This window comes from Klebsiella planticola, assembly GCF_000783935.2.
Classification (GTDB): Bacteria; Pseudomonadota; Gammaproteobacteria; order Enterobacterales; family Enterobacteriaceae; genus Klebsiella; species Klebsiella planticola.
Map to the genome: position 1 here is coordinate 3,205,883 of NZ_CP026047.1, position 24,925 is coordinate 3,230,807.

Genomic DNA, 24,925 nt, shown 5'->3' on the forward strand with positions numbered 1-24,925 from the left:
ACAGAACGGCAGGCCCGGTAAGCGTAGCGCCCCCGGGCGAATCCCCGATGGTCCGGTAGTGCGGGAGATTTGGGGTCGCTGCGGGGAATATTACCGGGGTGGCGGCTGCCGCCTTACCCGGCCTACGGGACTATACCGAGCCCGCGGAAGGAGACAGAACGGTAGGCCCGGTATGCGTAGCGCCACCGGGCGAAGTCCGCAGTGAGGGGATTTACCGGCGCCCCAGCGGCACGACCAGCGGCGTATGGGCGACCGGATCGTCAATGATCATGCAGCGCAGGCCGTAAATCTGCTCGATCAATTCGGCGGTGACAATCTCTTTCGGCGCCCCCTCGGCAATGATTTTACCCTCGCGCAAGGCAATCAAATGCGTTGCGTAGCGGCAGGCCTGGTTGAGGTCGTGCAGTACCGCCGCCAGGGTATACCCCTTTTCGCGGTTGAGCTCGCTCAGCAGCTCCAGCAGATCGATTTGATGGCTGATATCCAGCCAGGTGGTGGGCTCATCGAGCAGCATAATGGCCGTTTCCTGCGCCAGCACCATGGCAATCCAGGCCCGCTGCCGTTGGCCGCCGGAGAGCGTATCGACGCTTTGTCGTGCCAGATCGGTTATTCCGGTCGCCCTCATGGCGCTGTTGACCGCGTCATCATCCTCTTTACGCCAGCGGGTAAACAGCGGCTGATGCGGATAGCGGCCGCGCGCCACCAGCTCCTGAACGGTAATATCCCCCGGGGGGGTGGCATTTTGCGCCAGCAGACCGATGCGTTTCGCCACCTCTTTGCTGGCATAGCGCTGGATCTGCTCACCGTCGAGATAAACATGGCCGCTGGCCGGCGTCATCAGGCGACTCAGGGTTCGCAGCAGCGTCGATTTCCCGCAGCCGTTAGGGCCAATGATTGCGGTGAAATGGCCGTCAGGAATGGTCACATTCAGCGATTCGGCGATGGTCTTTTTGCCGTACGCCAGGGTTAGCTGGTCGCCGCGCAAACGGGTCGTTTCGGCGGTCATTTTTTGCGGGACTCCTGAATTAACAGCGCGATGAGATAGATGCCGCCGAGGCTGACGGTCACCACTCCCACCGGTAATTGATAAGGCATAAACAGGCGCTGGGCGCTGTAGTCAGCCAGCGCCAGCAGCAGCGCGCCGCAGAGCGCCGATTGGGTTAATCCCCAGCGCGCGGTGCCACTCAGGCGGCGGGCGATATGCGGCGCGACCAGGGCGATAAACGAGATCGGTCCGGCTAACGCGGTGGCGGCGGCGGTCAGTACCACGCCCACCAGCATCATCAGCAGGCGCGAACGTTCCACCCGCACGCCGAGCGCGCAGGCGGTATCGTCGCCCATCTCCAGCAGGCGCATGCGCCGGGCAAGCAGTGCCGCCGCTATCAGCATCAGCACAATCAGCGGCGCGGAGGGCCAGGTTTTTCCCCAGGTCAGGCCATTGAGCGAGCCGGCATTCCACAACCCGGCGGAGAGAGCGGTCTCCAGCGAGGCGCGCAGCAGCAGCCAGGTATTGAAGGCCACCAGCATGGCGCGAACGCCGATGCCGATAATAATCAGGCGAAACGTTTCAATGCCGTTGCGCCAGGCCAGCAGCCAGACCACCAGCGCGGTCAACACGCCGCCGGTCATCGCCGCCAGCGCAATCGCCGTCAGGTTCTGGCCGAACATCACCATCGCCACCAGCACGCCACTCCAGGCGCCGGTGTTGAAGCCCATCACATCGGGGCTGCCCAGCGGGTTGCGCATCAGCGACTGAAAAATGGCGCCGCTGACGCCAAGTCCCGCACCGATCAGCAGGGCCATCAGCACCCGCGGCAGTCGCCATTCGGTGACCACCATGGTGATATTACGCGGCGCATCGCCCAGCAGAGCGGAAAGCACCTGCTCGACGCTTAACGGCACCAGACCGCTGCCGAGGCCCCAGAGGGAGACCAGCAGGCTGGTAGCCAGCAGAATCAGACAGCTGAGCAACAGTCGGCGAGAAGGGGCTATCATATTGCACCTCCGCGCGGCTGACGGCGCACCAGCCAAATCAGCACCGGCGCGCCGATAAAGGCGCTGACCACCGATACTCGCAGTTCACCGGGGACCAGCAGGCGACCCAATACATCGGCAAACAGCAGCAGAGCAGGGGTTGCCAGTAAGGTGACCGGCAACGACCAGCGATGGTCAGCGCCCACCAGCCAGCGCGACATATGCGGCATCATCAGGCCGATAAAGGCGATGGGGCCAACTACCGCCGTGGCACTACCGCAGAGCACGGTAATCGCCAGCAGGCCGATAACCTGAGTGCGGGCGACCCGGCTGCCGAGCGCGGTGGCGGTATCGTTGCCGAGACTCAGACTGTTCAACGCCCGGCTTAACAACAGCGTCACAGCGGCGGCAATCACCACCGGCAGGAGGACGATTTTCAGCGTCTGCAGCGTGCGAATATCCAGCGAACCGGCCTGCCAGAAGCGCAGCTGGTCGTAAACATCGGGGTTGAGCAGCGCAATGCCGTTGGAGAGCCCTTCCAGCACGGCCGCCAGCGCCACGCCGGCTAGCGTCAGACGTACCGGACTGAGCTGACCGCCGCCCTGACTGCCGGTAAAGGCCACCAGCAGCGAGGCGCCAAACGCGCCGCAAAACGACATCAGCAGCTGTTCCTGCGGGGAGTGGATGCCAAACAGCGCGGCACCCAGCACAATCGCGAAGCTGGCGCCGGAGTTCACGCCGAGAATGCCGGGATCGGCAAGGGGATTACGCGTCAGAGTCTGCATCAGCGATCCTGCCAGGCCCAGCGCGGCGCCGGCCAGTAGTCCCGCCAGGGTTCGCGGCAGCCGGGCGTCCAGCACGATAGTACAGTCGGCGCTCTGACAGGTACCGGAAAAAGCCTCCACGACGACGCTCACTGGAAGAGGTTTGGCGCCAATCAGCAGGCTGAGAGCGATAGCAAAGGCTAAAACGAGTAACAGACCAGGTACGGCAACGGCGCGCACCGTGGTCGTAGAAAACGACATAATTCACATCCCTGACATGATAATGATAGTAATTATCGTTATCGATTCTATTCAGTTATGTTAGCATGGCGGCCCACAAGAATGGTATACGCAAAATCATTCAGAATGCATCGCGGCGGCAAACGCACGCTTGCCTGGAAGTATCGCTAACCGTATGACCGGGTTAAGGAAGTGCAGCCAATAAGTACGCTGCCTGAACGATCGCGCGTTGATGGAAAATAATAACAAGGCGCTGTAATGAACCGACAATCCCGGCTGCTGAACCTCAGTCTGCTGCAAACCCATCCGGCGTTTCGCGCCGTCTTTATCGCCCGTTTTATCTCGATCCTGTCGCTTGGCCTGCTGGGCGTGGCGATTCCGGTACAAATCCAGATGATGACCCACTCCACCTGGCAGGTCGGGCTCTCGGTCACGTTGACCGGCTGCTCAATGTTTGTTGGCCTGATGGTCGGCGGCGTGCTGGCGGATCGCTATGAGCGGAAACGTTTGATTCTGCTGGCGCGGGGAACCTGCGGCGTGGGGTTTGTCGGTCTGTGCCTCAACGCGCTGCTGCCTGAGCCGTCGCTCATCGCTATCTATCTGCTGGGTATCTGGGACGGTTTTTTTGCTTCGCTGGGCGTGACGGCGCTGCTGGCGGCGACGCCGGCGCTGGTCGGGCGTGAAAACCTGATGCAGGCCGGGGCGATCACCATGCTGACGGTGCGCCTGGGATCGGTGATTTCGCCGATGATCGGCGGTCTGCTGCTGGCCACCGGCGGCGTGGCCTGGAACTATGGCCTGGCGGCGGCGGGCACCTTTATCACCACCCTGACCCTGCTGCGCTTGCCGCTGCTACCGCCGCCACCGCAGCCGCGGGAACACCCGCTGAAGTCGCTGCTGGCGGGGCTGAAGTTCCTCTTCAACAGCCCGCTGATTGGCGGGATTGCTCTGCTGGGCGGTCTGCTGACGATGGCGAGCGCGGTACGGGTGCTTTATCCGGCGCTGGCCGACGGCTGGCAGATGTCGGCCTCGCAGATTGGCTTGCTATATGCCGCTATTCCGCTGGGGGCAGCGCTTGGGGCGTTGACCAGCGGTCAGCTGGCGCAAACGGCAAAACCGGGCGCTCTGATGCTGATGACGACGGTCGGCTCATTTGTGGCCATCGCGCTATTTAGCCTGATGCCGTTCTGGGCATTGGGCGCGCTGTGTCTGGCGCTGTTTGGCTGGCTGAGCGCGATCAGCTCGCTGTTGCAGTACACCCTGATTCAGACCCAGACGCCGGAAGCGATGCTCGGGCGGATTAACGGTCTGTGGACCGCGCAGAACGTTACTGGCGATGCCATTGGCGCCGCGTTGCTGGGTGGGCTGGGGGCGATAATGACGCCGGTCGCGTCGGCGAGCGCCAGCGGTTGGGTGCTGGTGATTGTCGGCGTAATTCTGATTGGGCTGCTGGGGGAGCTGCGTCGTTTCCAGCGTCCTGAAACGGTCAGCGAGGTCTGAAACCGCTAGCCCGGATAGCGGCGTCAACGCCTTATCCGGGCCACAGAGCGATGATTGGCGGCAGGGCGTAGCGCCTGCCGGGCATGAAGGTTAGCCGAAGAGGGTGGCGAGACGCTGCAGTACCAGCATGGCGCTGTAGTAATCGAGACGGAATGTTTCTGTACCGAGCGGATAGACGCGCTTGTTCTCTACCGCCGGGAGGTGCGCCAGCAGTGGGTTGGCGTAAATCGCATCGGCATCTTTTCCGTCACCGGCGAACAGGAACAGGCTGTTGCCATTGAGGCCTGCGGCTAAATTTTCGCCGCCCAGCTGGATAATGTCATGGCGTTTCCCCTGGCTCTGGCTGGCATGCAGACCGGCGGGTAAGGTCGCCAGTTTAAAGCCCAGCTGTTCAAGCATCTGACCTTGAGCGGATTCCGGCGTCCACAGGTTGGCGCTGTGGGCGGCGACGGTATAGACCAGCGCGCTGACCGGCTGCGGCGGGAGTTTCATCTGTTGCTTCAGGGTGGCGAGCTGCTTATCAAATTCAGCAATACGCGCGGTCGCCTGTTTTTCCTGGCCGGTGATGTGCCCCAGTTCGGTCAACAGCGCCTGCCAGCTTTTGTCATCGTAATTAATGATAAGCGTTGGAGCGATGGTGGAGAGCTGGTCATACAGCGCGAGGGCGGAATCCCCGCCGGTAGCGCTAATCAGAATCAGATCCGGCATTTGTGCGGCTACGGCCTCGGCGCTGGGTTCGCCGATGTACAGGCGCGCGAGCTTACGTTCTTTCGCGACGGCGCTCCACTGACGCAGAAATCCCCGATCGTCGGCCACGCGGTTGTTCGGCGTGGTTGCGCCGCTGGCGACCACCGGCGCGTCAATCGCCAGTAAGGATCCGGTGAGGGTGACACTGGTGGAGACGATGCGCAGGGGTTTGCTTTCCAGCGTATGTGCGCCGCGGCTATCGGTCACCTGACGAGGCCAGTCGGCTGCCAGAGCTGAGGTAATTCCTAAAAGCACCAGCCCGCAGGCCAGCAGGGTACGGCGACATAATGTGGACAAATTCACGAATTCGCATCCTGATTCAGTTGGGATAAATGCGTCTCATTTTCAACTTTGTCGTGCGCGGATGCAAGCCTAAGTCGCACAACATGCCGTTTGTACGGTTGACATGGCAGGCAATACCTTTTAGGTTAGCCAACCAAAATATAAATGATAATTATTCGTAATATCTTTATCGTTTTTGGAGGATGATATGGAAACGTCACTGGCCGAGGATGTACAGGAACAAAAAATGACCCTGTTGCCGGAAAGCTTCTTCTTTATGTCGCCGTACCGCAGTTTTCGTACCGCGGGCTGTTTTAGCCGTTTTTCCCACTCTGCCGCCGATGGCGCGCTGCTCGATGGGGAGTTTCAGCGGAATATGGCGGCCGCGTTCACTGACGCGAAGGCTGCCGGGATCCGTAAGCCGGTGATGGTCGGCGCTATCCCGTTTGATACCAACCAGCCTTCCGAACTGTTTATTCCAGAGAGCTGGGAGAATTTCTCCCGCACCGGTAAACAGCAGTCGGCGCGCTACTTCACCGCCCAGACGCCAATGGATGTCGTGGAGCGTCAGGAGATTCCTCAACAGGATGCGTTTATGGCGATGGTAGAGCGGGCCGCCGGGCTGACCGCGACGCCGGAAGTGGACAAGGTTGTCCTGTCACGCCTGATCGATATTACCACCCGCGAGCGCGTGGACAGCGGCGCGCTGCTCGAGCGCCTGATCGCGCAGAACCCTGCCAGCTTTAACTTCCACGTGCCGCTCTCCGACGGCGGCGTGCTGCTGGGCGCCAGCCCGGAGCTGCTGCTGCGCAAAGAGGGCGATCATTTCAGCTCCCTGCCGCTGGCCGGCTCGGCCCGCCGCCAGCCGGATGACGTACTGGATCGCGAAGCGGGTAACAAGCTACTGGCTTCCGGAAAAGATCGCCACGAGCACGAACTGGTGACCCAGGCGATGAAGGCGGTGCTGACGCCGCGCTGCCGTGAACTGTCGCTGCCGGATTCCCCACAGCTGGTCACCACGCCAACGCTATGGCACCTGGCGACGCCGATTGAAGGTACCGCGCTGGCGCAGGAGAACGCGATGTCGCTGGCCTGCCTGCTGCATCCTACCCCGGCTCTGAGCGGTTTCCCACATCAGGTGGCGAAACGACTGATTGCCGAGCTTGAACCGTTCGACCGCCAGCTATTTGGCGGCATTGTTGGCTGGTGCGATGACGAAGGTAACGGCGAATGGGTGGTGACGATTCGCTGCGCTCGCCTGCATCAGCGTACGCTGCGTCTGTTTGCCGGCGCGGGGATTGTTCCGGCCTCCTCTCCGCTGGGAGAGTGGCGTGAAACCGGCGTCAAACTGACGACCATGCTGAATGTGTTTGGCTTGAATTAAGAGGCAATGATGATTGCATTTAACCGCTGGCCGGAAAGTTTTGCCGCCCGCTACCGCGAAAAGGGCTACTGGCAGGATTTGCCGCTAACCAACCTGATTACCCGTCACGCCGACAGCGACGCCATCGCCATTATCGACGGTGATAAGCAGCACAGCTATCGTCAGTTCAATCAGCAGGTGGATAACCTGGCCTCGTCGCTCCAGCGTCTGGGGCTGAAGCGCGGCGAAACCGCGCTGGTGCAGCTGGGCAACGTTGCCGAATTCTACATCACCCTGTTTGCGCTGCTGCGTATCGGGGTGGCGCCGGTGAATGCGTTGTTCAGCCATCAGCGCAGCGAGCTGAATGCCTACGCGACGCAAATTGAGCCCGCGCTGCTGATTGCCGATCGCGAGCATGCGCTGTTTGCCGATGATCATTTCCTGAATGGCTTTGTTGAGCAGCATGCGTCAGTACGGGTTGTGCTGCTGCGCAACGATTGCGGTGAATACGATCTGGCGGCGGCGATCGCGCGGCCGGCGGAGAACTTTATCGCGAATCCGACACCTGCCGATGAAGTGGCCTTTTTCCAGCTCTCCGGCGGCAGTACCGGGACGCCGAAGCTGATACCTCGCACCCATAACGACTACGACTACAGCATCCGTCGCAGTAACGAAATTTGCGGCATCAGCGCGGAAACCCGCTACCTCAACGCGCTGCCCGCCGCCCACAACTACGCGATGAGCTCGCCGGGTTCCCTCGGCGTGTTCCTCGCCGGTGGTCGGGTGATTCTGGCCGCCGATCCGAGCGCGACGCTCTGCTTCCCGCTGATTGAACAACATCAGATTAACGTCGCTTCACTGGTACCGCCGGCGGTCAGCCTGTGGCTACAGGCGATCCGCGAAGGGGCCGGGAATGCGCAGCTGCGTTCGCTGACGCTGCTGCAGGTTGGCGGCGCGCGCCTGTCGGCAACGCTGGCGGCGCGGATTCCGGCGGAGATTGGCTGCCAGCTTCAGCAGGTCTTCGGCATGGCGGAAGGGCTGGTGAACTACACCCGCCTCAACGACAGCCCGGAGCGCATCATCAATACCCAGGGTTGCCCGATGTGCCCGGACGATGAGGTCTGGGTGGCAGATGCCGACGGCAACCCGCTACCACGTGGCGAGGTGGGACGTCTGATGACCCGGGGTCCATACACCTTCCGCGGCTACTACAAAAGTCCACAGCATAACGCCGAAGCGTTTGATGCCGACGGTTTTTACTGTTCCGGCGATCTGATCTCGATCGACGAAGACGGGTACATCACCGTGCAAGGGCGTGAAAAAGATCAGATCAACCGCGGCGGCGAGAAGATCGCGGCGGAGGAAGTTGAAAACCTGCTGCTGCGCCATCCGGCGGTGATCCATGCCGCGCTGGTCAGCATGGAAGATAGCCTGCTGGGCGAGAAAAGCTGCGCGTATCTGGTGGTGAAAGAGCCGCTGCGTGCGGTAGCGGTACGCCGTTTCCTGCGCGAACAGGGCGTCGCGGAATTTAAACTGCCGGACCGTGTGGAGTGCCTGGATGCGCTGCCGCTGACGCCGGTGGGCAAAGTCGATAAAAAACAATTACGCCAGTGGCTGGCTTCACGCGAGCCGGGCTGAAGGAGAAGAGAGAATGGCCATCCCGAAATTACAGGCTTACACGCTGCCGGAAGCCAGCGACATCCCGGCGAATAAAGTGAACTGGGCTTTTGAGCCATCCCGCGCTGCGCTGCTGATCCACGATATGCAGGAATATTTCCTCAACTTCTGGGGCGAAGACAGCGCCATGATGGCGAAAGTCGTTGCCAATATTGCCGCGCTGCGTGATTTCTGCAAACAGAATAACATTCCGGTGTTTTACACCGCGCAACCGAAAGAGCAAAGCGATGAAGATCGCGCCCTGCTTAATGATATGTGGGGGCCGGGCCTGACCCGTTCGCCGGAGCAGCAGCGCGTGATTGCCGCGCTGGCGCCGGATGAACACGACACCGTACTGGTGAAGTGGCGCTACAGTGCGTTTCACCGCTCGCCGCTGGAAGAGATGCTCAAAGAGAGCGGCCGCGATCAGCTGATTATCACCGGCGTCTATGCCCATATCGGCTGTATGACCACCGCTACCGACGCCTTTATGCGCGATATTAAGCCGTTCTTCGTCGCCGATGCGCTGGCTGACTTTAGCCGTGAAGAACATCTGATGTCGCTGAAATATGTTGCCGGTCGTAGTGGCCGGGTAGTGATGACCGAAGAGCTGCTGCCGCTGCCGGCATCAAAAACGGCGCTGCGTGCGCTGGTGCTGCCGCTGCTCGATGAATCCGACGAGCCTATGGATGACGAAAATCTGATCGACTACGGTCTGGACTCGGTACGTATGATGGCGCTGGCCGCCCGCTGGCGCAAAGTGCACGGCGATATTGACTTCGTGATGCTGGCGAAAAACCCGACCATTGACGCCTGGTGGGCGCTGCTCTCCCGTGAGGTGAAATAATGGCCGCGCTGGATTTTCAGGGGCAAACCGTTTGGGTCACCGGCGCCGGCAAAGGGATTGGTTATGCAACGGCGCTGGCGTTTGTTGAAGCCGGCGCCCGGGTGAGCGGTTTCGATCTCGCTTTTGAGGGCGATGACTATCCGTTTGCCACCCACACCCTGGATGTTGCCAATGCGCAGCAGGTGGCCGAGGTGTGCGGGCATCTGCTGAAAGGCATCGATCGGCTGGATGTGCTGGTTAACGCCGCGGGGATTCTGCGCATGGGCGCGACCGATGAGCTGAGTCTGGAGGCATGGCAGCAGACTTTCGCCGTCAACGTCGGCGGCGCGTTTAACCTGTTCCAGCAGACGATGGGCCAGTTCCGTCGCCAGCAGGGCGGGGCCATTGTCACCGTTGCCTCCGATGCCGCGCATACGCCGCGCATCGGCATGAGCGCCTACGGCGCCTCAAAGGCGGCGCTGAAAAGTCTGGCGCTGACCGTGGGCCTCGAGCTGGCGGGCAGCGGCGTACGCTGCAACCTGGTTTCGCCGGGCTCCACCGACACCGATATGCAGCGCACGCTGTGGGTGAGTGAGGATGCCGAGCAGCGCCGTATCCGCGGTTTCGGCGAGCAGTTTAAGCTCGGGATCCCGCTGGGTAAAATTGCGCGTCCGCAGGAGATTGCCAGCACGATTCTGTTCCTCGCTTCCGATCACGCCAGTCATATCACGCTGCAGGATATCGTGGTGGACGGCGGCTCGACGCTGGGGGCGTAAATGGCCTGGAAACGTCAGTTGACGCTGGAGGCGCTTAATGCCACCAGCGAGAATACGATGGTTGCTCACCTGGGGATTGTCTACACCCGGCTGGAAGAAGGGCTGCTGGAGGCGAGTATGCCGGTTGATGCGCGTACGCATCAACCGTTTGGTCTGCTGCACGGCGGCGCCTCCGCGGCGCTGGCGGAGACGCTGGGGTCGATGGCCGGCTGGCTGATGACCGAAGAGGGGCAGTGCGTGGTGGGGACCGAGCTGAATGCAACCCACCATCGGGCGGTCTCGAGCGGTCGCGTGCGCGGTGAGTGTCGCCCTCTGCACCTCGGGCGTCAGAACCAGAGCTGGGAGATTGCGGTGTTTGACGAGCGGGGCCGCCGCTGCTGTACCTGCCGCCTGGGGACCGCGGTCCTCGGCTGAGGCGCTCTGCTCCCGGCTGGCGGCGTGAACGCCTTAGCCGGGCTACGGATTAACAACCGTCTGTGATTTTGTCGCCCGGGAGGCGCAATATTTCATCTCCGGGAGCGTCCTCCGTGTGGCAATACTCTGCGGCCGACTCCCCGGTGGCGCTGCGCTTACCTGGGCTACGGGACCCGGGCTATGCTCTCTGCTTTCCCGGCTGGCGGCGTGAACGCCTAGCCGGGCTACGGATTAACAACCGTCTGTGGTTTTGTCGCCCGGGAGGCGCAATATTCCATCTCCGGGAGCGGCCTCCGTGTGGCAATACTCTGCGGCCGACTCCCCGGTGGCGCTGCGCTTACCGGGGCTACGGGACCCGGGCTATGCTCTCTGCTTTCCCGGCTGGCGGCGTGAACGCCTTAGCCGGGCTACGGATTAACAACCGTCTGTGGTTTTGTCGCCTGGGAGGCACAATATTTCATCTCCGGGAGCGGCCTCCGTGTGGCAATACTCTGCGGCCGACTCCCCGGTGGCGCTGCGCTTACCGGGGCTACGGGACCCGGGCTAAGCTCCCTGTTTTCCCGGCTGGCGCTATGCTTAGCCGGGCGACGGGTCGGTGCACTAAGGTTGCCTGGAGCAGGCGTTTACGCCGCGATCCGGGGGTTGTCTGACCACGTATCATGTAGCGCTTTCTTGCTGACGATACATTCCATTTTCCCCCCAGAAGTGATCTCGCTAGCAATGTGAGATAAATCCCTGTCTTTGTACGACATCTGTACGGTTTCAATGTTGTTAAACCCGGCGTTGTGTTCTAGAAACAAAATGTAACATCCTGATTACCTTACCGGTGGAACGCAACGATGAATCATTCAGGGAAATACCTCATCTGGACATTGCTCTCGGTTGTCGGAGCCTTTGCCCTCGGCTACATCGCCTTAAACCGAGGTGAACAGATTAATGCGTTATGGATTGTCGTCGCGGCAGTCTGCATTTATCTGATCGCCTATCGTTTCTACGGTCTCTACATCGCCAAAAATGTGCTGGCGGTTGACCCGACGCGCATGACCCCCGCCGTACGGCATAACGACGGCCTTGATTATGTCCCGACCGATAAAAAAGTGCTGTTCGGTCATCATTTTGCGGCGATTGCCGGTGCGGGGCCGCTGGTAGGACCGGTGCTGGCGGCGCAGATGGGCTATCTGCCGGGGATGATCTGGATCCTCGCCGGGGTGGTGCTGGCCGGCGCGGTGCAGGACTTTATGGTGCTGTTCGTCTCTACGCGCCGCGACGGGCGTTCTCTCGGTGAGCTGGTGAAAGAAGAGATGGGGCCAACCGCCGGAGTGCTGGCGCTGGTGGCCTGCTTTATGATTATGGTGATTATCCTCGCCGTACTGGCGATGATTGTGGTGAAAGCGTTGACCCACAGCCCGTGGGGCACCTATACCGTGGCCTTCACTATTCCGCTGGCGATCTTTATGGGGATCTACATTCGCTACCTGCGTCCGGGACGCATCGGCGAAGTGTCGGTGATTGGCCTGGTGATGCTGGTGTTCGCGATTGTTTCCGGTGGATGGGTGGCGGAAAGCCCGACCTGGGCGCCGTGGTTTGATTATACCGGCGTACAGCTGACCTGGATTCTGGTGGGCTATGGTTTTATTGCCGCCGTTCTTCCGGTGTGGCTGCTGCTGGCGCCGCGTGATTACCTGTCGACCTTCCTGAAAATCGGCACCATCGTCGGGCTGGCGATTGGTATTCTGATTATGCGCCCGACGCTGACCATGCCGGCGCTGACCAAATTTATTGACGGCACCGGCCCGGTGTGGTCCGGCAGCATGTTCCCGTTCCTGTTTATCACCATCGCCTGCGGTGCGGTCTCCGGCTTCCATGCGCTGATTTCATCCGGAACCACGCCTAAGATGCTGGCGAATGAGGGCCAGGCCTGCTTTATCGGCTATGGCGGTATGCTGATGGAGTCCTTTGTCGCCATCATGGCGCTGGTGGCGGCCTGCGTTATCGATCCGGGCGTCTACTTTGCGATGAACAGCCCGATGGCGGTGCTGGCGCCGGCTGGCACCACCGATGTGGTGGCCTCTGCCGCGCAGGTGGTCAGCAGCTGGGGCTTTAGCATTACGCCGGACACGCTGCGCCAGATAGCCAGCGAAGTGGGTGAGCAGTCGATCATCTCGCGAGCCGGCGGCGCACCGACGCTGGCGGTGGGGATGGCCTACATCCTGCACGGCTCGTTGGGCGGTCTGATGGATGTCGCCTTCTGGTACCACTTCGCCATTCTGTTTGAAGCCCTGTTCATCCTGACGGCGGTAGATGCGGGCACCCGTGCGGCGCGCTTTATGCTGCAGGATTTACTGGGCGTGCTCAGCCCGGGCCTGAAGAAAACCAACTCGCTGCCGGCCAACCTGCTGGCAACCGGGCTTTGCGTGCTGGCATGGGGATACTTCCTGCATCAAGGGGTTGTTGACCCGCTCGGCGGCATTAACACGCTGTGGCCGCTGTTTGGTATCGCTAACCAGATGCTGGCGGGGATGGCATTGATGCTGTGTGCGGTGGTACTGTTTAAAATGAAGCGCGAACGCTATGCCTGGGTCGCGCTGCTGCCGACGGCCTGGCTGTTGATTTGTACCCTGACCGCCGGCTGGCAAAAGTCGTTCAGTCCGGATACCAAAGTCGGCTTCCTGGCGATTGCCAATAAGTTCCAGGCGATGATCGATAGCGGCAATATTCCTGCCCAGTACACCGAATCACAGCTGGCGCAGCTGGTCTTTAACAACCGGCTGGATGCGGGATTAACCATCTTCTTTATGGTGGTCGTGGTGGTGCTGGCGTTCTTCTCCATCAAAACCGCGCTGGCGGCGTTGAAAGAGGACAAACCGACGGCGAAAGAGACGCCTTATGAGGCGTTACCTACCGCTGCACAGCCGATGGCGGCTCAGGCGAAGCGCGCACATTAAACCCCACCCCCTTTCCGCATGCCGGAAAGGGGGACCATGAGAGAGCACTATGTTTGATACCCTTTCGAAAGCCGGGAAGTATCTGGGTCAGGCGGCGAAAATGATGATTGGCGTGCCCGATTACGATAATTATGTCGAGCATATTCGCCAGACGCATCCTGAGCAAACGCCGATGACCTATGAAGAGTTCTTCCGCGAGCGACAGGATGCACGCTACGGCGGAAAAGGCGGCGCGAAATGTTGTTAAGCCCTTCCTTCAGGCATTAAGTCCCCCATCAACATCCAGACCGGTGCCGGAGATTTGTCCGGCCGCCGGGCTGGCCAGAAAGGTCACTGCGGCGGCAACGTCATCCGGCTGACCGTAATGTCCGACGGCAATAAGCTGACGCTGCGAGTCGGCCTGCTCCCCGTTCGCCGGGTTCATATCGCTATCGGTCGGCCCGGGATGCACCAGGTTTACGGTAATACCGCGCGGCCCGAGATCGCGGGCGAGGCCACGGGTCAGCGAGTTGAGCGCAGATTTGGTCATGGCGTAGACCGCGATGCCCGGCGAGGCGACGCGGTTGGCGAGGCAACTGCCGATATTAATAATGCGCCCTCCTGCGGGTAGATGCGGCAGCGCTGCCTGGATGGCGATCACCACGCCACGGATATTGACGTTGATCAGCGCGTCGATATCTTCCAGCGACAGCGACTCCAGCGGGCCACCGCGGGCAATCCCGGCGTTATTTACCAGAATATCCAACCCACCCAGGGTCTCGACCGTGCGCGTGACGGCCTGCTGAATCGCCTGGGCGTTCGCGCTGTCGGCCTGAATCGCCGCGCCGCGGCGGCCGAGTGCCACAATCTCGTCGGCAACCGCCTGTGCTTTATCGGCGGATTTTTCATAAGTGATAACCACATCGGCGCCCGCCTGCGCCAGCGACAGCGCAATGGCGCGGCCAATTCCGCGACTGGCGCCGGTAACCAACGCTCTTTTACCCGTTAACTCGATCTGCATGATGACCTCGTACTGTGAGTGGGAGATGCATCATTAGGTATAGAGCGAGATTCCTGTCCGTCAATGCACTTGTCTGCGGAAGTTTTCCACTTTCTCAAACGCGGCGGCCAGGCTTTGCGGCGTCAGTTCCACCGGCAGGAAGTGGATCGACTCCACCGGACGCAGGGTATGGGCAATGACCCGCTCCAGTTCGTCGCGGTTGTGGATATCCACGTCAAGTTCCGCCAGGGTGGTGGGCAGGTTGAAACGCTGCCAGGCGTTGATCAACTGGGCCAGCACGTCGTCCTGACCCAGCAGGGCGCTTTGCACCAGAATGCCGTAGGCAACCTTGGTGCCATGAAGGAATTTATCAGTCTGCGGCAGGATCGTCAGGCCGTTATGCACCGCATGGGCGGCGGCGACGCGGGTATAGCGCTCACCTAAGCCGCCGACCATCCCGCCGCCGGCGATAATGGCATCCGTCACATCGCGGAACGCCTGCGACAGTTCGCCGCGCTGTTGATCCGCCAGCGCGGTTTCGCTGCTTTGCAGCAGAACGTCGCGAATGGCCAGCGCGCCGTTAATCCCCAGACGCACGGTCAGCGGCAGCGTTTCCGGCTGCGGTGCCAGCACCACTGCTTCATACCATTTCGCCAGCGTATCGCCGATTCCCGCCAGCAGATATTCCGCCGGCGCGTTAAGGATGATTTGCGGTTCCACCAGCACCAGGAAGTTGGCGTCATCAAAAATTTCAAAATGCAGCGCCTGCCCGGCGTCGTTGTACCACACCGACAGCGGGGTCCACGCGGCGCAGGTGGCGGCGATGGTCGGGATGGCCACCACCGGCAGACCCAGCCGCCGGGCCACCGCCTTGGCGGTATCCAGCAGCGCGCCGCCGCCGACGCCAATCACCACGGCGCGGTCATCTCCGGCTTCCGCGACCAGCTGCGCGACGTCGCTTTCGCTGCAGTGCCCGCTAAACAGCACTTTTTTGGCGCCGACGGCATGAAACGCCTCCGGCAGGAAGGGCTGCGCACCGGCGATGGCGCGCTCGCCGTAGATCCAGATGGCGCGGGCAAGCTGCTCGTCGCTGTAAAAATCGTGCAGGTGGGCAAGGCTGCCGTTATGGGAAAAATAGTTAGCCGGGCCGGGTACCACGCGGATATCGCTGTTGCTCATGAACGCTGTCCTTATTTCGTTTCGCTAACCTGATGTTATGTCTGGACATCCGGATGGCTAATATTATTTCGTTTTATCTTATGCCTTTTACGCAGTTGTCAGTCAAGGTCGGCTGTGAAAAATTCGTTAAATCAGAATATTAATCGTAAAGGTCCCGGCGGATGACAGCGAATCGTCTTGAGATGAACAACATTAATCTGGCCTTTTCCGGTTTCAGGGCGCTGAGCAATGTGGCGTTCACCCTGCGGGGAGGGTCGGTACACGCGCTGACCGGTGCTAACGGGGCGGGGAAATCGACGCTGATGGCGGTGCTGTGCGGAACGCACGCCCATTATGAGGGCGAGATTGTCATCAATAATCAGCCGGTGAGCGTTCGCTCGCCGCGGGATGCGAAACAGCTGGGCATTCATCTGGTGCAGCAGGAGGTCGATGTGGCGCTGGTGCCCGGCCTGTCCATTGCGGAAAACATTATGCTGGATCGTCTGGCGGAGCCGGGGCTGGGCTTTAGCTGGCGCGCAGTGCGCGAGCAGGCGCGCGAGGCCCTGGCCCAGCTGGATATTACGCTCGATGTGCGTCGCCCCATCGACAGCTGTACCCTGGCGGAGAAACAGCAGATTCTGCTGGCCCGCGCGCTGTCGCACCATTGCCGGTTTTTGATTCTGGATGAACCCACCGCGCCGTTGGATCAGCATGAAAGTGAGCGCCTGTTTACGGTGGTGCGCCGCCTGCAACAGCAGGGGATCGGCGTGGTGTTCATCTCCCACCGTATTCATGAGCTGAAGGCTATTTGCGACACCCTGACGGTATTGCGCGACGGCAAGCTGATTGAAAGCAGTCCGATGAACGATCTGAGCGGCGAGCAGATCGTCGAGAAGATGCTCGGCCATGAGCTGAGCGATATCTTCCCGCCGCAACGTCCGCCGCACGGCGAAGAGATTCTGTTACAGGTTGACGGTCTGCACGATGAGGGGCTGCTGCAGGATATTTCGCTGCGTCTGCGCAAAGGCGAAATTCTTGGTATCGCCGGCCTGGCCGGCGCGGGAAAAACTGAACTGTGCAAAGCGCTGTTTGGCGCCAGCAAAAGCCGCCTGACCCGCGGGGAGTTGAACAGCCAGCCGTGGCGGCCTCGCGACCCGGCAGATTCCGTGCTGCGCGGGCTGGCGCTGGTGCCGGAAGAGCGACGCAAAGAGGGCATTTTTATCGAAGAACCGATCGGCATGAACCTGGCGGTCAGCGCCGATAACAGCTTTTCGCGCTGGAGCCTGTTCGGCCATCGCCAGGCGTGGCGCTGGGCGGAAGAGGTGATCGCCAGGATCGGGATTCGTACTACCGGCCCGGCTCAGACCCTGCGCCGGCTTTCCGGCGGTAACCAGCAGAAAGTGGCGATCGGCAAATGGCTGCGCGGCAACGCCAACGTCTTGATATTCGACGAGCCGACCAAGGGCGTCGATGTGAAAGCCAAAACCGACCTGTTCACCCTGATCGACGGCCTGGCGCGAGACGGGAAGGGGATTATCTATGCCTCGGGCGAATTCTCTGAGCTGGTGGGATTGTGCGATCGCATTTGCGTGTTGTGGGACGGCCGTATCGTCGCAGAAATTCCGGGCGCTGAGGCCCGGGAAGAGACACTTCTTTATTACTCCACCGGAGGAGCAGCAGCGTGAGTAAGGCCCTGGCAGTTAACGCGACGGCATCGGGTCGTCAGCGATTTTTTGATTTTCTTTATAAATGGGGCATGTTGCTGACCGTGGTGGCGCTGATTGCCGTTTTTGGCCTCGCCTCGGACAACTTCCTCGACCCGTTCAACATCATCAACATTTTGCGCTCCATCGCCATCGTGACGGTGATTGCGATTGGCGTCTCTGTTTCGTTGACCATTGGCGGCTTTGACCTGTCGGTGGGGTCCACGGCTTCACTGGCAAACGCGCTGGTGATTTCGCTGTTTGTCTGGCACGGCTTCGGCACTACCGAGGCGATCCTTGTCACCCTGGCGCTCTGTACGCTGGTGGGGCTGTTCAACGCTTTTTTGATTGTCGTACTGCGCATTCCCGACATGCTGGCCACCCTCGCCAGCCTGTTTGTGATTCAGGGCGTGGCAATGACCTACAGCTACGGCGGATCGATTACCGAGAACATGGTATTGCCGAGCGGTGACATGGCGGAAGGCGTGATTCCGGCCGCCTTCGGCTCGCTGGGACAGGTGCCTACGATTGTGATCGTGATGCTGGTGGTGACCGTGGTGGCTCAGCTGGCGCTCTCGTTCACCACGCACGGGCGGAGAATGTACGCCATCGGCGGAAACCCAGAGGCCGCACGGCTCTCGGGGCTGCGCATCACCCGCTATAAAGTGGCGGCCTATGTTATCGCCTCGCTGCTGGCCGGGCTGGGCGGCATTTTACTGGCCTCGCGCATCGGTTCCTCGCAGGTTAATGCCGGCAGCGGCTACCTGATGGATGCGGTGGCGGCGGCGTGGATTGGCTTTTCTCTGGCGGGATCCGGCAAACCGAACGCGCTGGGGACGCTGGTGGGGGCGGTGATTCTTGGCGTGCTCTCCAACGGCCTGGTGATGCTGTCGGTGCCGTACTACGCCATGGACATTATTAAAGGGCTGGTGCTGGCTGGCGCGCTCGCACTGACCTACTTTCAGCGCCGCACATAACATTTTACAGGGTAAACACCATGAAAAAGATAACGCTTTCACTCATCGCATTGGGGTTGTTCAACTCTGCGGCGGCCTTTGCTGAAACCCCGACGCCGATCCCGGCGGCGATTGCCGAACATAGCGGCCCGATTCGTATCGCGGTGATCCGCAATCTTGGATCCGACGATAACACCACCCAGTTTGTCTCCGGGGCCATCCAGGAGGGTAAAAAGCTCGGTTTTAAAATCAGCACCTTCCTGAGCAACGGCGATGATGCCAAATTCCAGGACTTCGTTAACCAGGCGATTAGCCAGAAATACGACGGCATTATTCTCTCCCAGGGACGCGATCCGTACTCGACCGCGCTGGTGAAAAAAGCGGTGGATGCCGGGATTAAAGTCGCCGTATTCGATACGGCGGTCAACGGTGAGATCCCGGGCGTCACCGTCACCCAGCAGGACGATGCTTCGCTGACCGAGCTCTCCTTTGGCCAACTGGTGAAAGACTTCAACGGCAAAGCCAACATCATCAAACTGTGGGTCGCCGGCTTCCCGCCGATGGAGCGCCGCCAGGCCGCTTACCAGACGCTGCTTAAGCAAAACCCGGGGATTAAAGAGCTGGAGTCGATTGGCGCCGTCTCGTCCGACGTGCAGGGCGATACCGCCAATAAAGTGGGTGCGATTCTGGCTAAATACCCGAAAGGCAAGATCGATGCGATTTGGGGAACCTGGGATGCGTTCAGCCAGGGAGCCTATAAAGCGCTGAAGGAGAACGGTCGCAGCGAAATCAAACTCTACAGCATTGATATTTCTAACCAGGATCTGCAGCTGATGCGTGAATCCGGCAGCCCGTGGAAGGTGAGCGTGGCAGTGGATCCGAAGCTTATCGGCGCCACTAACGTGCGCCTGATCGCCAATAAGATTGCCGGTGAACCGACCCCTGCAACCTATGACTTCAAAGCGGCGGCTATTCCGCAGGCGCTGCTGGCGGCGCAGCCGGGGGCAGTTAACGTTGCCTCGCTGGGTAAAATCATTCCGGGCTGGGGCCAGACGGAAGACTTTATCGCCCCGTGGTTCGCCACGCTGGAAGCAAAAAACAAGTAACGCCCGCTGGCGCTGCGCTTACCGGGTCTGTGGTCTGGCAGGTCGGATAAGGCGCCGCCACCATCCGGCAAAAGGAGCTCAAGGTGATTGAATTACCGCGCCCCGACTACAGCCGCAATATGCGGCTGATTGGGCATAGCGATCAGGGAGGACGCCCGGACGGCGTCCAGCTCATGGTGCACCGTGGCTTTGCGTATATCGGCCATATGGTGTCGCAGGGTTTTTCGGTGGTGGATGTGCGCGATCCGGCGCGTCCGCAAGCGGTAAACTACATTGCCGCGCCGCCGGGGACCTGGAACGTGCATTTGCAGGCGCATGATGATCTGCTGCTGGTTATTAATGCCCGCGATCTGTTTGCCGACACCCGTTTTGCCGACGAGAAGGTTTACTACACGCGTTCGGTGGGTGAAACGGTGAGCGACGTGCAGGATAAGGGCTGGAGCGCCGGGCTGCGGATTTTTGATATTTCACGTCCGGAGCATCCGCGCGAGATTGGCTTTTTGTCACTCAGCGGTATCGGCATTCATCGGATCTGGTACGTTGGCGGGCGTTGGGCCTACGTTTCCGCGCTGATTGACGGTTTTAGCGATTATATCTTCCTGACTATCGATCTGGCGGATCCGCGCAAGCCGGAAGTGGCCGGACGCTGGTGGTTGCCGGGGATGAACCTGGCGGCAGGGGAGACGGCGGACTGGCCGCAGGGCAAGCGCTACGCGTTGCATCACGCCATTATCGCCGGGGACACCGCTTACGGCAGTTGGCGCGACGGTGGCCTGACGCTGCTCGACGTGAAGGACAGAACTCAGCCGAAGCTGATTAGCCATCGTAACTGGAGCCCGCCGTTTGGCGGCGGAACCCATACGGCGCTGCCGCTGCCGGACAGGGATCTGCTGGTCGTGCTGGATGAAGCGGTGCTTGATAATCAGCAGGATGGCGAGAAGCTGATCTGGCTTTTTGATATCCGCGAACCGACAAACCCGGTGAGTATCGCCACATTCCCGCAGCCGGATGAAGCCGACTACGTGGCGAAAGGGGCGCACTTTGGGCCGCATAATCTGCATGAGAATCGCCCCGGCAGCTTTATCAGCTCAACGCTGATTTTTGCCACTTACCAGAATGCGGGCGTTCGCGCCTACGATATTTCCAACCCTTATCGCCCGGTGGAGACCGGGGCGCTGGTCCCGGCCGCGCCGGCAAAAATGATGGATACCCGTCCGGGTCGCCCGCAGGTCATTCAGTCCTGCGATGTGTTTGTCGATGCGCAGGGGATTATCTACAGCACGGATTACAACGGCGGGTTGTCGGTGATTGAGTATCTCGGGTAGGTTTTTTGCCGGGTGGCGCTGCGCTTACCCGGCCTACAAAACCCCGGACGATATGCCGGATAAGGCGTCAGGAGCGTAGGCGGGGTAAGGCGTCAGGACGATATTCCGGATAAGGCATCAGGAGTGTAGGCCGGATAAGGCGTCATGACGATGTGTCGGATAAGGTATCAGGAGCGTAGGCCGGGTAAGGCGTAAGCCGCCACCCGGCATACAGGCCGCGCTTAGCTGTACTGGCGCACTCGCGCCACCAGCTCTTCGACGCTATCGATACGGTCGGCAATCACAATCAGGAGCGTAGGCGGGGTAAGGCGTCAGGACGATATGCCGGATAAGGCATCAGGAGTGTAGGCCGGATAAGGCGTCATGACGATGTGTCGGATAAGGTATCAGGAGCGTAGGCCGGGTAAGGCGTAAGCCGCCACCCGGCATACAGGCTGCGCTTAGCTGTACTGGCGCACTCGCGCCACCAGCTCTTCGACGCTATCGATACGGTCAGCAATCACAATCAGCGCTTTACCCAGGGCGATCGCGTGGCGCAGGCATTCGTGGCGCATGGCCTCATCCTGAATCGTCTCTATATCGGCGACGTGGGACAGGCCGATGCTACGGCGAATCAGCTCGGTGCCGCAGAAGCCAATCGTGTCGTTCCAGACTTTTTTCAGGAACGCGCAGGCATAGCCGGGGTAGGCCAGCGCCGCATCGCGCGTTTTCTCCGCTGCCAGAGACTGGAAGCGTTCGGCAAACGTATTCCACAGCGACTGAATATCGTGCAGACGCTGTTCGCGAGCCGCGGCCGCATCGCGAATGCCCAGATGCCCCGGCAGGCCGCAGTAGTTCAGCAGCAGGTTGCCGATGGCGGTACCGATATCAAAACCTATCGGGCCGAAATAGCCGAACTCCGCATCGATGGCTTTAAAACTGTCCTCGGCAACAAAAATGGAACCGCTGTGAATATCGCCGTGTAGCAATGCTTCGGCATGCGAGAAGAAGCGATGTTTCAGCGATGCGACTGCCAGCCTGAGCGACGCGTCGTCACGCAGGGCGGCCACTTCAGCTTCCAGTTCGGCCGGGTAGTTATTGCGTTCGTGAACCTGGTACGGGTCGTTGAAAAACAGGTCTTCGGTGATTTCGCACATCTCCGGATTGATAAACCGGGCGACCTGAGCCTTTTTCTCATGCGGATGGAGGTAGAAATCACTGGTATGAAACAGCGCCTGGGCCAGATATTCTCCCAGCTGGTTGGCGGCCTGCGGATAGTAAACGTTGTTAATCAGCTCGCCGCGCCAGATACGATGATCGGAAAGATCTTCCATCACCATCACCGCCAGCTCGGGGTCGAAGTGGTGGATTTTCACCGTGTGCTGCGGAGCGTGCTGGTAGTGCGCCACCAGGGTTTGCGCCTCGAGACGAGCGCGGTCGAGGGTCAGCGGCCAGGATTCCCCTACGCAGCGAACGTAGGGCAGGGCCTGCTTCACGACAACGCGGCTCACGCCGTGAGTATCATAAATCTTAAAGACCAGGTTGAGGTTACCGTCCCCCACTTCCTGCGCGGACACCAGCTCCGACGGGTCATCGATGCCGCCAAATTGTTGTGCGTATGCCACGGCATCGCCGGGGGTGAAGGTCTGGTATTGCGACATTGCCTCGATCCTCAAAAGTTCTGATTAAGCCGTTCAGACGTCTATACTTCTGGATTTCATCCTGACACAATGTGATACAACAACGCAACAGGGATTTAACGATATGCAGACACTACAGACCACCAGCCTGCGGGTAAGCGAAAATCAGCTTTTTATTCTTGATCAGCAGGCATTGCCGCAGGAAAAACGCTGGCTGGCGGCGGATAACGTTTCGTTGCTGGTGGACCATATTCACGCCCTGCGGGTACGCGGGGCGCCGTTAATCGGCCTGTCGGCCAGTCTGCTGCTGGCGCTGCTGGCCCGGCGCGGCCTCAGCCGGGATGAACTGGCTCAGGCGCTGGAAACGCTGCGCGCCGCGCGCCCGACGGCGGTAAATCTGATGAATAATCTCGATCGCATGAAGCTGGCGCTGGCGGAAGAGAACTATGCCCAGGCGCTGGAAGAGGAAGCGCTGCGCCTGATCGCAGAAGATAAACAGCTGTGCGCCAGCATCGCCGAAGCGGGAAGCGCGCTGGTGAAGCCGGGCAGCCGCCTGCTGACGCATTGTAATACCGGCGGTCTGGCCACGGCGGGCGTAGGGACGGCGCTGGGAGTGATTGCGCTGGCCCATCAGCGCGGGCTGGTGGAAAACGTCTGGGTCGACGAGACGCGCCCGCTGCTGCAGGGCGGTCGGTTGACCGCCTGGGAGCTGGGTGAACTGGGAGTGCCTTATCGGCTGATTACCGATTCGATGGCCGCCAGCCTGATGGCCAAAGGGCAGGTTGACGCCGTATGGGTCGGGGCTGACCGTATCGCAGCTAACGGCGATGTGGCGAATAAGATAGGCACCTATTCCCTGGCGGTACTGGCGAAGTATCACGCTATTCCGTTCTACGTGGCGGCACCGCAAACCACACTCGATAGCCACTGTCCGAACGGCGAGGCGATTCCGATTGAGCAGCGGGCGGCAGCGGAAGTGACCGGCGTCGCCGGCAGCTTTGGCGCGGTACAGTGGGCGCCGAAAGATGCCGCCGTTTACAATCCGGCATTTGACGTCACTCCCGCGGCGTTAATTAGCGGCTGGGTGCTGGATAGCGGCGTGGTCACCCCGGAGCAGGTGGCGGCCGGGGCGTTTGCGCCGAAAAAGGCCTGAGTCAAAGCGCAGTTATTCCCCTCTGGTTATGGGTAAAGCGCACCTTGTAAAATTGCCCGGTGGCGGCTGACACCTTACCGGGCCTTCGGGACGGGCTCAGATCGGGTTTTGTAGGTCAGGTAAGGCGCCAGCCGCCACCTGACAAGCGTGCGGGCACGATCGCCCAATCACGGCAGAACCATATCGACCTCCGGAGCAGAGTGCGGGTCGATATGCCGGCCGAGGGTTGTCAGCGCCGCCTGGTAAGGGCACAGGGTCCCGACGGCGGTCGTCTGGCAGCCTGGCTGACGCCACTCCTGGCGCAGTAGCGGATGCTGGCTGTCCGGTATTTGCAGACGACGTAAATCGTCCAGACTTTGCGCCTGGAAGTAGACGCGCAGGTAGCGTTTACCGCTATGGGTATCGCGCCAGCGTTCCAGTACCAGGCTGCTGCCCGGCGGGATATTGCCGCGGCTGTATCCCGGCAACTGCCAGCTAAAAGCCATTAACGTACGCACCATGGCGATATTGGTATCGTGCGCCACCAGCAGCAGCCAGCGCACGTCAGGCGTGGCGCCTTCTTTTACCCCCTCCAGCATGGCGTTGAGCAGAATCGAACCGCGTTTTTGCGCGGTATAAAACACGTCGTTGCTCAGATCGTAGTTCTCCGTCAGCAGCGGCAGCAGGGCGGTGATCTGGCTGGAGCGGGTGATGTTGCCCCACGCCAGCTGGCTGAGAGGCAGGTTTTCGCTCCAGCCCAGGCGCAGCGTCTCAACCATATTGGCCATCACGCTCAGTCCGCTAATCGACGTTTTGCCGCTTTTGCTCTGCTCGACCTGCCACGGCTGGTCGAACGCAGGACAGGGCTTGCCGGGCACGCAGACCGCATTTTTCAGCAGCTGAATCACCGGAGCCAGCGCCTGCCGACGCAGTGCCAGATCGCCGGCTTTTTCCTTCACTGCCGCCAGCTGGCGGGCGGGATCGGTTTGCGTGGCGGCAAATTTCTCGGTCTGAAACAGCGGATCGGCGTCGCCGCTGACGTGATGAATGGCTACGCCACAGCCGGGAAAGGCGCCGTCCACCAGCGCCTGGGCGGTGGCCCGCGTGCGCTGCAAGGGACTGGCGCGAACGTAAATCTCGCCGTTCGCCGGGCAGCCCGCCGTCAGCAGACCGAGCTGGCGAAAGCGCAGGCCCTCTTCACGCCCTTTATTGACCACCGCGGCATAACCATGGCCGGTCAGCTCGCCGTCGTGGGTGGTCCACTGGGGCCACGAACGCTGAGTCGCGGCGTCGATGGCTTCCCGGTTGCCCGGTGTCGGCGGGCGAATGCCGTGGCGGCTGAGTTCAACCACTTTTTCCAGCTCAAACTGCGCGGCGGCATGCCCCGGTGCGGCCAGCAGCGGCAGGGCGCAGGCAAACAGCAAGCGTAGCAAAACCTGATGTCGTACAGGCATCATAAA

The 24,925-nt window shown here is 60.7% G+C and carries 21 protein-coding genes; 13 read left to right on the forward strand and 8 right to left on the reverse strand.

Annotated elements, in window-relative coordinates:
- Nucleotides 1-211 precede the first annotated feature (211 nt).
- The 3 genes from fepC to fepD are packed head-to-tail and all read right to left on the reverse strand — an operon-like array spanning nucleotide 212 to nucleotide 2,999.
- Nucleotides 212-1,006, reverse strand: a complete 795-nt coding sequence (gene fepC / locus MC50_RS15455; protein WP_047664350.1) for an iron-enterobactin ABC transporter ATP-binding protein — start codon at nucleotides 1,004-1,006, stop codon at nucleotides 212-214.
- Nucleotides 1,003-1,995, reverse strand: a complete 993-nt coding sequence (gene fepG, locus MC50_RS15460) for an iron-enterobactin ABC transporter permease (RefSeq protein WP_032700596.1) — start codon at nucleotides 1,993-1,995, stop codon at nucleotides 1,003-1,005. The genes fepC and fepG overlap by 4 nt, the downstream gene beginning before the upstream one ends.
- Nucleotides 1,992-2,999, reverse strand: a complete 1,008-nt coding sequence (gene fepD, locus MC50_RS15465) for a Fe(3+)-siderophore ABC transporter permease (RefSeq protein WP_032700595.1) — start codon at nucleotides 2,997-2,999, stop codon at nucleotides 1,992-1,994. The genes fepG and fepD overlap by 4 nt, the downstream gene beginning before the upstream one ends.
- A gap of 237 nt (nucleotides 3,000-3,236) precedes the next feature.
- Between fepD and entS the strand changes: the two genes are divergently transcribed.
- The gene (gene entS, locus MC50_RS15470) at nucleotides 3,237-4,478 is read left to right on the forward strand and encodes an enterobactin transporter EntS (RefSeq protein ID WP_102990856.1); all 1,242 of its coding nucleotides are present in this window, start codon (nucleotides 3,237-3,239) and stop codon (nucleotides 4,476-4,478) included.
- 90 nt (nucleotides 4,479-4,568) lie between these two features.
- Here the strand turns inward: entS and fepB are convergent, their stop codons facing one another.
- On the reverse strand, nucleotides 4,569-5,528 hold the full coding sequence (gene fepB / locus MC50_RS15475; RefSeq protein ID WP_047664352.1) for a Fe2+-enterobactin ABC transporter substrate-binding protein: 960 nt from the start codon (nucleotides 5,526-5,528) through the stop codon (nucleotides 4,569-4,571).
- A gap of 187 nt (nucleotides 5,529-5,715) precedes the next feature.
- Between fepB and entC the strand changes: the two genes are divergently transcribed.
- The 7 genes from entC to MC50_RS15510 all read left to right on the forward strand — a co-directional run bounded on the left by entC (nucleotide 5,716) and on the right by MC50_RS15510 (nucleotide 13,734).
- A complete protein-coding gene (gene entC, locus MC50_RS15480) occupies nucleotides 5,716-6,891 on the forward strand; it encodes an isochorismate synthase EntC (protein WP_032688948.1) in 1,176 nt (391 codons plus the stop codon).
- A 9-nt stretch (nucleotides 6,892-6,900) separates the two neighbouring features.
- Complete coding sequence (gene entE / locus MC50_RS15485; RefSeq protein WP_032700594.1) at nucleotides 6,901-8,508, forward strand: (2,3-dihydroxybenzoyl)adenylate synthase EntE; 1,608 nt, start codon at nucleotides 6,901-6,903, stop codon at nucleotides 8,506-8,508.
- A gap of 13 nt (nucleotides 8,509-8,521) precedes the next feature.
- Nucleotides 8,522-9,373: an enterobactin biosynthesis bifunctional isochorismatase/aryl carrier protein EntB gene (gene entB / locus MC50_RS15490; RefSeq protein ID WP_032688945.1), complete on the forward strand. Its 852-nt coding sequence runs from the start codon at nucleotides 8,522-8,524 to the stop codon at nucleotides 9,371-9,373.
- Complete coding sequence (gene entA / locus MC50_RS15495) at nucleotides 9,373-10,128, forward strand: 2,3-dihydro-2,3-dihydroxybenzoate dehydrogenase EntA (protein WP_032688943.1); 756 nt, start codon at nucleotides 9,373-9,375, stop codon at nucleotides 10,126-10,128. Before entB ends, entA begins: the two co-directional genes overlap by 1 nt.
- Nucleotides 10,129-10,542 (forward strand): proofreading thioesterase EntH, encoded by a 414-nt coding sequence (gene entH / locus MC50_RS15500; RefSeq protein ID WP_032688942.1) that lies wholly within the window; start codon nucleotides 10,129-10,131, stop codon nucleotides 10,540-10,542.
- A gap of 839 nt (nucleotides 10,543-11,381) precedes the next feature.
- The gene (gene cstA / locus MC50_RS15505) at nucleotides 11,382-13,487 is read left to right on the forward strand and encodes a pyruvate/proton symporter CstA (RefSeq protein ID WP_032688941.1); all 2,106 of its coding nucleotides are present in this window, start codon (nucleotides 11,382-11,384) and stop codon (nucleotides 13,485-13,487) included.
- Between the two features lie 49 nt (nucleotides 13,488-13,536).
- Nucleotides 13,537-13,734, forward strand: coding sequence for a YbdD/YjiX family protein (locus tag MC50_RS15510; protein ID WP_032688939.1), 198 nt, complete (start codon nucleotides 13,537-13,539; stop codon nucleotides 13,732-13,734).
- Nucleotides 13,735-13,743: 9 nt separating this feature from the next.
- On the opposite strand, the gene MC50_RS15515 is transcribed toward MC50_RS15510, so the two are convergent.
- The gene (locus tag MC50_RS15515; protein ID WP_032688938.1) at nucleotides 13,744-14,487 is read right to left on the reverse strand and encodes an SDR family NAD(P)-dependent oxidoreductase; all 744 of its coding nucleotides are present in this window, start codon (nucleotides 14,485-14,487) and stop codon (nucleotides 13,744-13,746) included.
- Between the two features lie 60 nt (nucleotides 14,488-14,547).
- A complete protein-coding gene (locus MC50_RS15520; RefSeq protein ID WP_004859384.1) occupies nucleotides 14,548-15,645 on the reverse strand; it encodes an oxidoreductase in 1,098 nt (365 codons plus the stop codon).
- 161 nt (nucleotides 15,646-15,806) lie between these two features.
- Between MC50_RS15520 and MC50_RS15525 the strand changes: the two genes are divergently transcribed.
- The 4 genes from MC50_RS15525 to MC50_RS15540 all read left to right on the forward strand — a co-directional run bounded on the left by MC50_RS15525 (nucleotide 15,807) and on the right by MC50_RS15540 (nucleotide 20,714).
- Complete coding sequence (locus MC50_RS15525) at nucleotides 15,807-17,309, forward strand: sugar ABC transporter ATP-binding protein (RefSeq protein WP_032696426.1); 1,503 nt, start codon at nucleotides 15,807-15,809, stop codon at nucleotides 17,307-17,309.
- On the forward strand, nucleotides 17,306-18,304 hold the full coding sequence (locus tag MC50_RS15530; protein WP_032688935.1) for an ABC transporter permease: 999 nt from the start codon (nucleotides 17,306-17,308) through the stop codon (nucleotides 18,302-18,304). The genes MC50_RS15525 and MC50_RS15530 overlap by 4 nt, the downstream gene beginning before the upstream one ends.
- Before the next feature lie 20 nt (nucleotides 18,305-18,324).
- Nucleotides 18,325-19,389 carry a sugar ABC transporter substrate-binding protein gene (locus MC50_RS15535; protein ID WP_032688934.1) on the forward strand — a complete coding sequence of 355 codons (1,065 nt, stop codon included), beginning with the start codon at nucleotides 18,325-18,327 and terminating at the stop codon, nucleotides 19,387-19,389.
- Between the two features lie 83 nt (nucleotides 19,390-19,472).
- Entirely contained in the window at nucleotides 19,473-20,714 is a 1,242-nt protein-coding gene (locus MC50_RS15540) for an LVIVD repeat-containing protein (protein ID WP_047664355.1), read from the forward strand.
- Between the two features lie 440 nt (nucleotides 20,715-21,154).
- Here MC50_RS15540 and mtnK read toward each other — a convergent pair whose 3' ends face one another.
- Nucleotides 21,155-22,354: an S-methyl-5-thioribose kinase gene (gene mtnK, locus MC50_RS15545; RefSeq protein ID WP_047664357.1), complete on the reverse strand. Its 1,200-nt coding sequence runs from the start codon at nucleotides 22,352-22,354 to the stop codon at nucleotides 21,155-21,157.
- Nucleotides 22,355-22,457: 103 nt separating this feature from the next.
- On the opposite strand from mtnK, the gene mtnA reads away from it, so the two are divergent.
- The gene (gene mtnA, locus MC50_RS15550) at nucleotides 22,458-23,486 is read left to right on the forward strand and encodes an S-methyl-5-thioribose-1-phosphate isomerase (RefSeq protein ID WP_032688931.1); all 1,029 of its coding nucleotides are present in this window, start codon (nucleotides 22,458-22,460) and stop codon (nucleotides 23,484-23,486) included.
- 167 nt (nucleotides 23,487-23,653) lie between these two features.
- On the opposite strand, the gene MC50_RS15555 is transcribed toward mtnA, so the two are convergent.
- A complete protein-coding gene (locus tag MC50_RS15555; RefSeq protein WP_047664360.1) occupies nucleotides 23,654-24,922 on the reverse strand; it encodes a histidine-type phosphatase in 1,269 nt (422 codons plus the stop codon).
- Between the last annotated feature and the right edge of the window lie 3 nt (nucleotides 24,923-24,925).

What these genes read in the sequence shown, in the direction of transcription:
- mtnK (WP_047664357.1), bottom strand. Translation starts at nt 22,354, where the DNA reads ATGTCGCAATACCAGACCTTCACCCCCGGCGATGCCGTGGCATACGCA.
- MC50_RS15535 (WP_032688934.1), top strand. Translation starts at nt 18,325, where the DNA reads ATGAAAAAGATAACGCTTTCACTCATCGCATTGGGGTTGTTCAACTCT.
- fepC (WP_047664350.1), bottom strand. Translation starts at nt 1,006, where the DNA reads ATGACCGCCGAAACGACCCGTTTGCGCGGCGACCAGCTAACCCTGGCG.
- MC50_RS15515 (WP_032688938.1), bottom strand. Translation starts at nt 14,487, where the DNA reads ATGCAGATCGAGTTAACGGGTAAAAGAGCGTTGGTTACCGGCGCCAGT.
- entB (WP_032688945.1), top strand. Translation starts at nt 8,522, where the DNA reads ATGGCCATCCCGAAATTACAGGCTTACACGCTGCCGGAAGCCAGCGAC.
- MC50_RS15510 (WP_032688939.1), top strand. Translation starts at nt 13,537, where the DNA reads ATGTTTGATACCCTTTCGAAAGCCGGGAAGTATCTGGGTCAGGCGGCG.
- fepD (WP_032700595.1), bottom strand. Translation starts at nt 2,999, where the DNA reads ATGTCGTTTTCTACGACCACGGTGCGCGCCGTTGCCGTACCTGGTCTG.
- MC50_RS15555 (WP_047664360.1), bottom strand. Translation starts at nt 24,922, where the DNA reads ATGATGCCTGTACGACATCAGGTTTTGCTACGCTTGCTGTTTGCCTGC.
- entH (WP_032688942.1), top strand. Translation starts at nt 10,129, where the DNA reads ATGGCCTGGAAACGTCAGTTGACGCTGGAGGCGCTTAATGCCACCAGC.
- entC (WP_032688948.1), top strand. Translation starts at nt 5,716, where the DNA reads ATGGAAACGTCACTGGCCGAGGATGTACAGGAACAAAAAATGACCCTG.
- entE (WP_032700594.1), top strand. Translation starts at nt 6,901, where the DNA reads ATGATTGCATTTAACCGCTGGCCGGAAAGTTTTGCCGCCCGCTACCGC.
- MC50_RS15525 (WP_032696426.1), top strand. Translation starts at nt 15,807, where the DNA reads ATGACAGCGAATCGTCTTGAGATGAACAACATTAATCTGGCCTTTTCC.
- entS (WP_102990856.1), top strand. Translation starts at nt 3,237, where the DNA reads ATGAACCGACAATCCCGGCTGCTGAACCTCAGTCTGCTGCAAACCCAT.
- entA (WP_032688943.1), top strand. Translation starts at nt 9,373, where the DNA reads ATGGCCGCGCTGGATTTTCAGGGGCAAACCGTTTGGGTCACCGGCGCC.
- mtnA (WP_032688931.1), top strand. Translation starts at nt 22,458, where the DNA reads ATGCAGACACTACAGACCACCAGCCTGCGGGTAAGCGAAAATCAGCTT.
- cstA (WP_032688941.1), top strand. Translation starts at nt 11,382, where the DNA reads ATGAATCATTCAGGGAAATACCTCATCTGGACATTGCTCTCGGTTGTC.
- fepG (WP_032700596.1), bottom strand. Translation starts at nt 1,995, where the DNA reads ATGATAGCCCCTTCTCGCCGACTGTTGCTCAGCTGTCTGATTCTGCTG.
- MC50_RS15520 (WP_004859384.1), bottom strand. Translation starts at nt 15,645, where the DNA reads ATGAGCAACAGCGATATCCGCGTGGTACCCGGCCCGGCTAACTATTTT.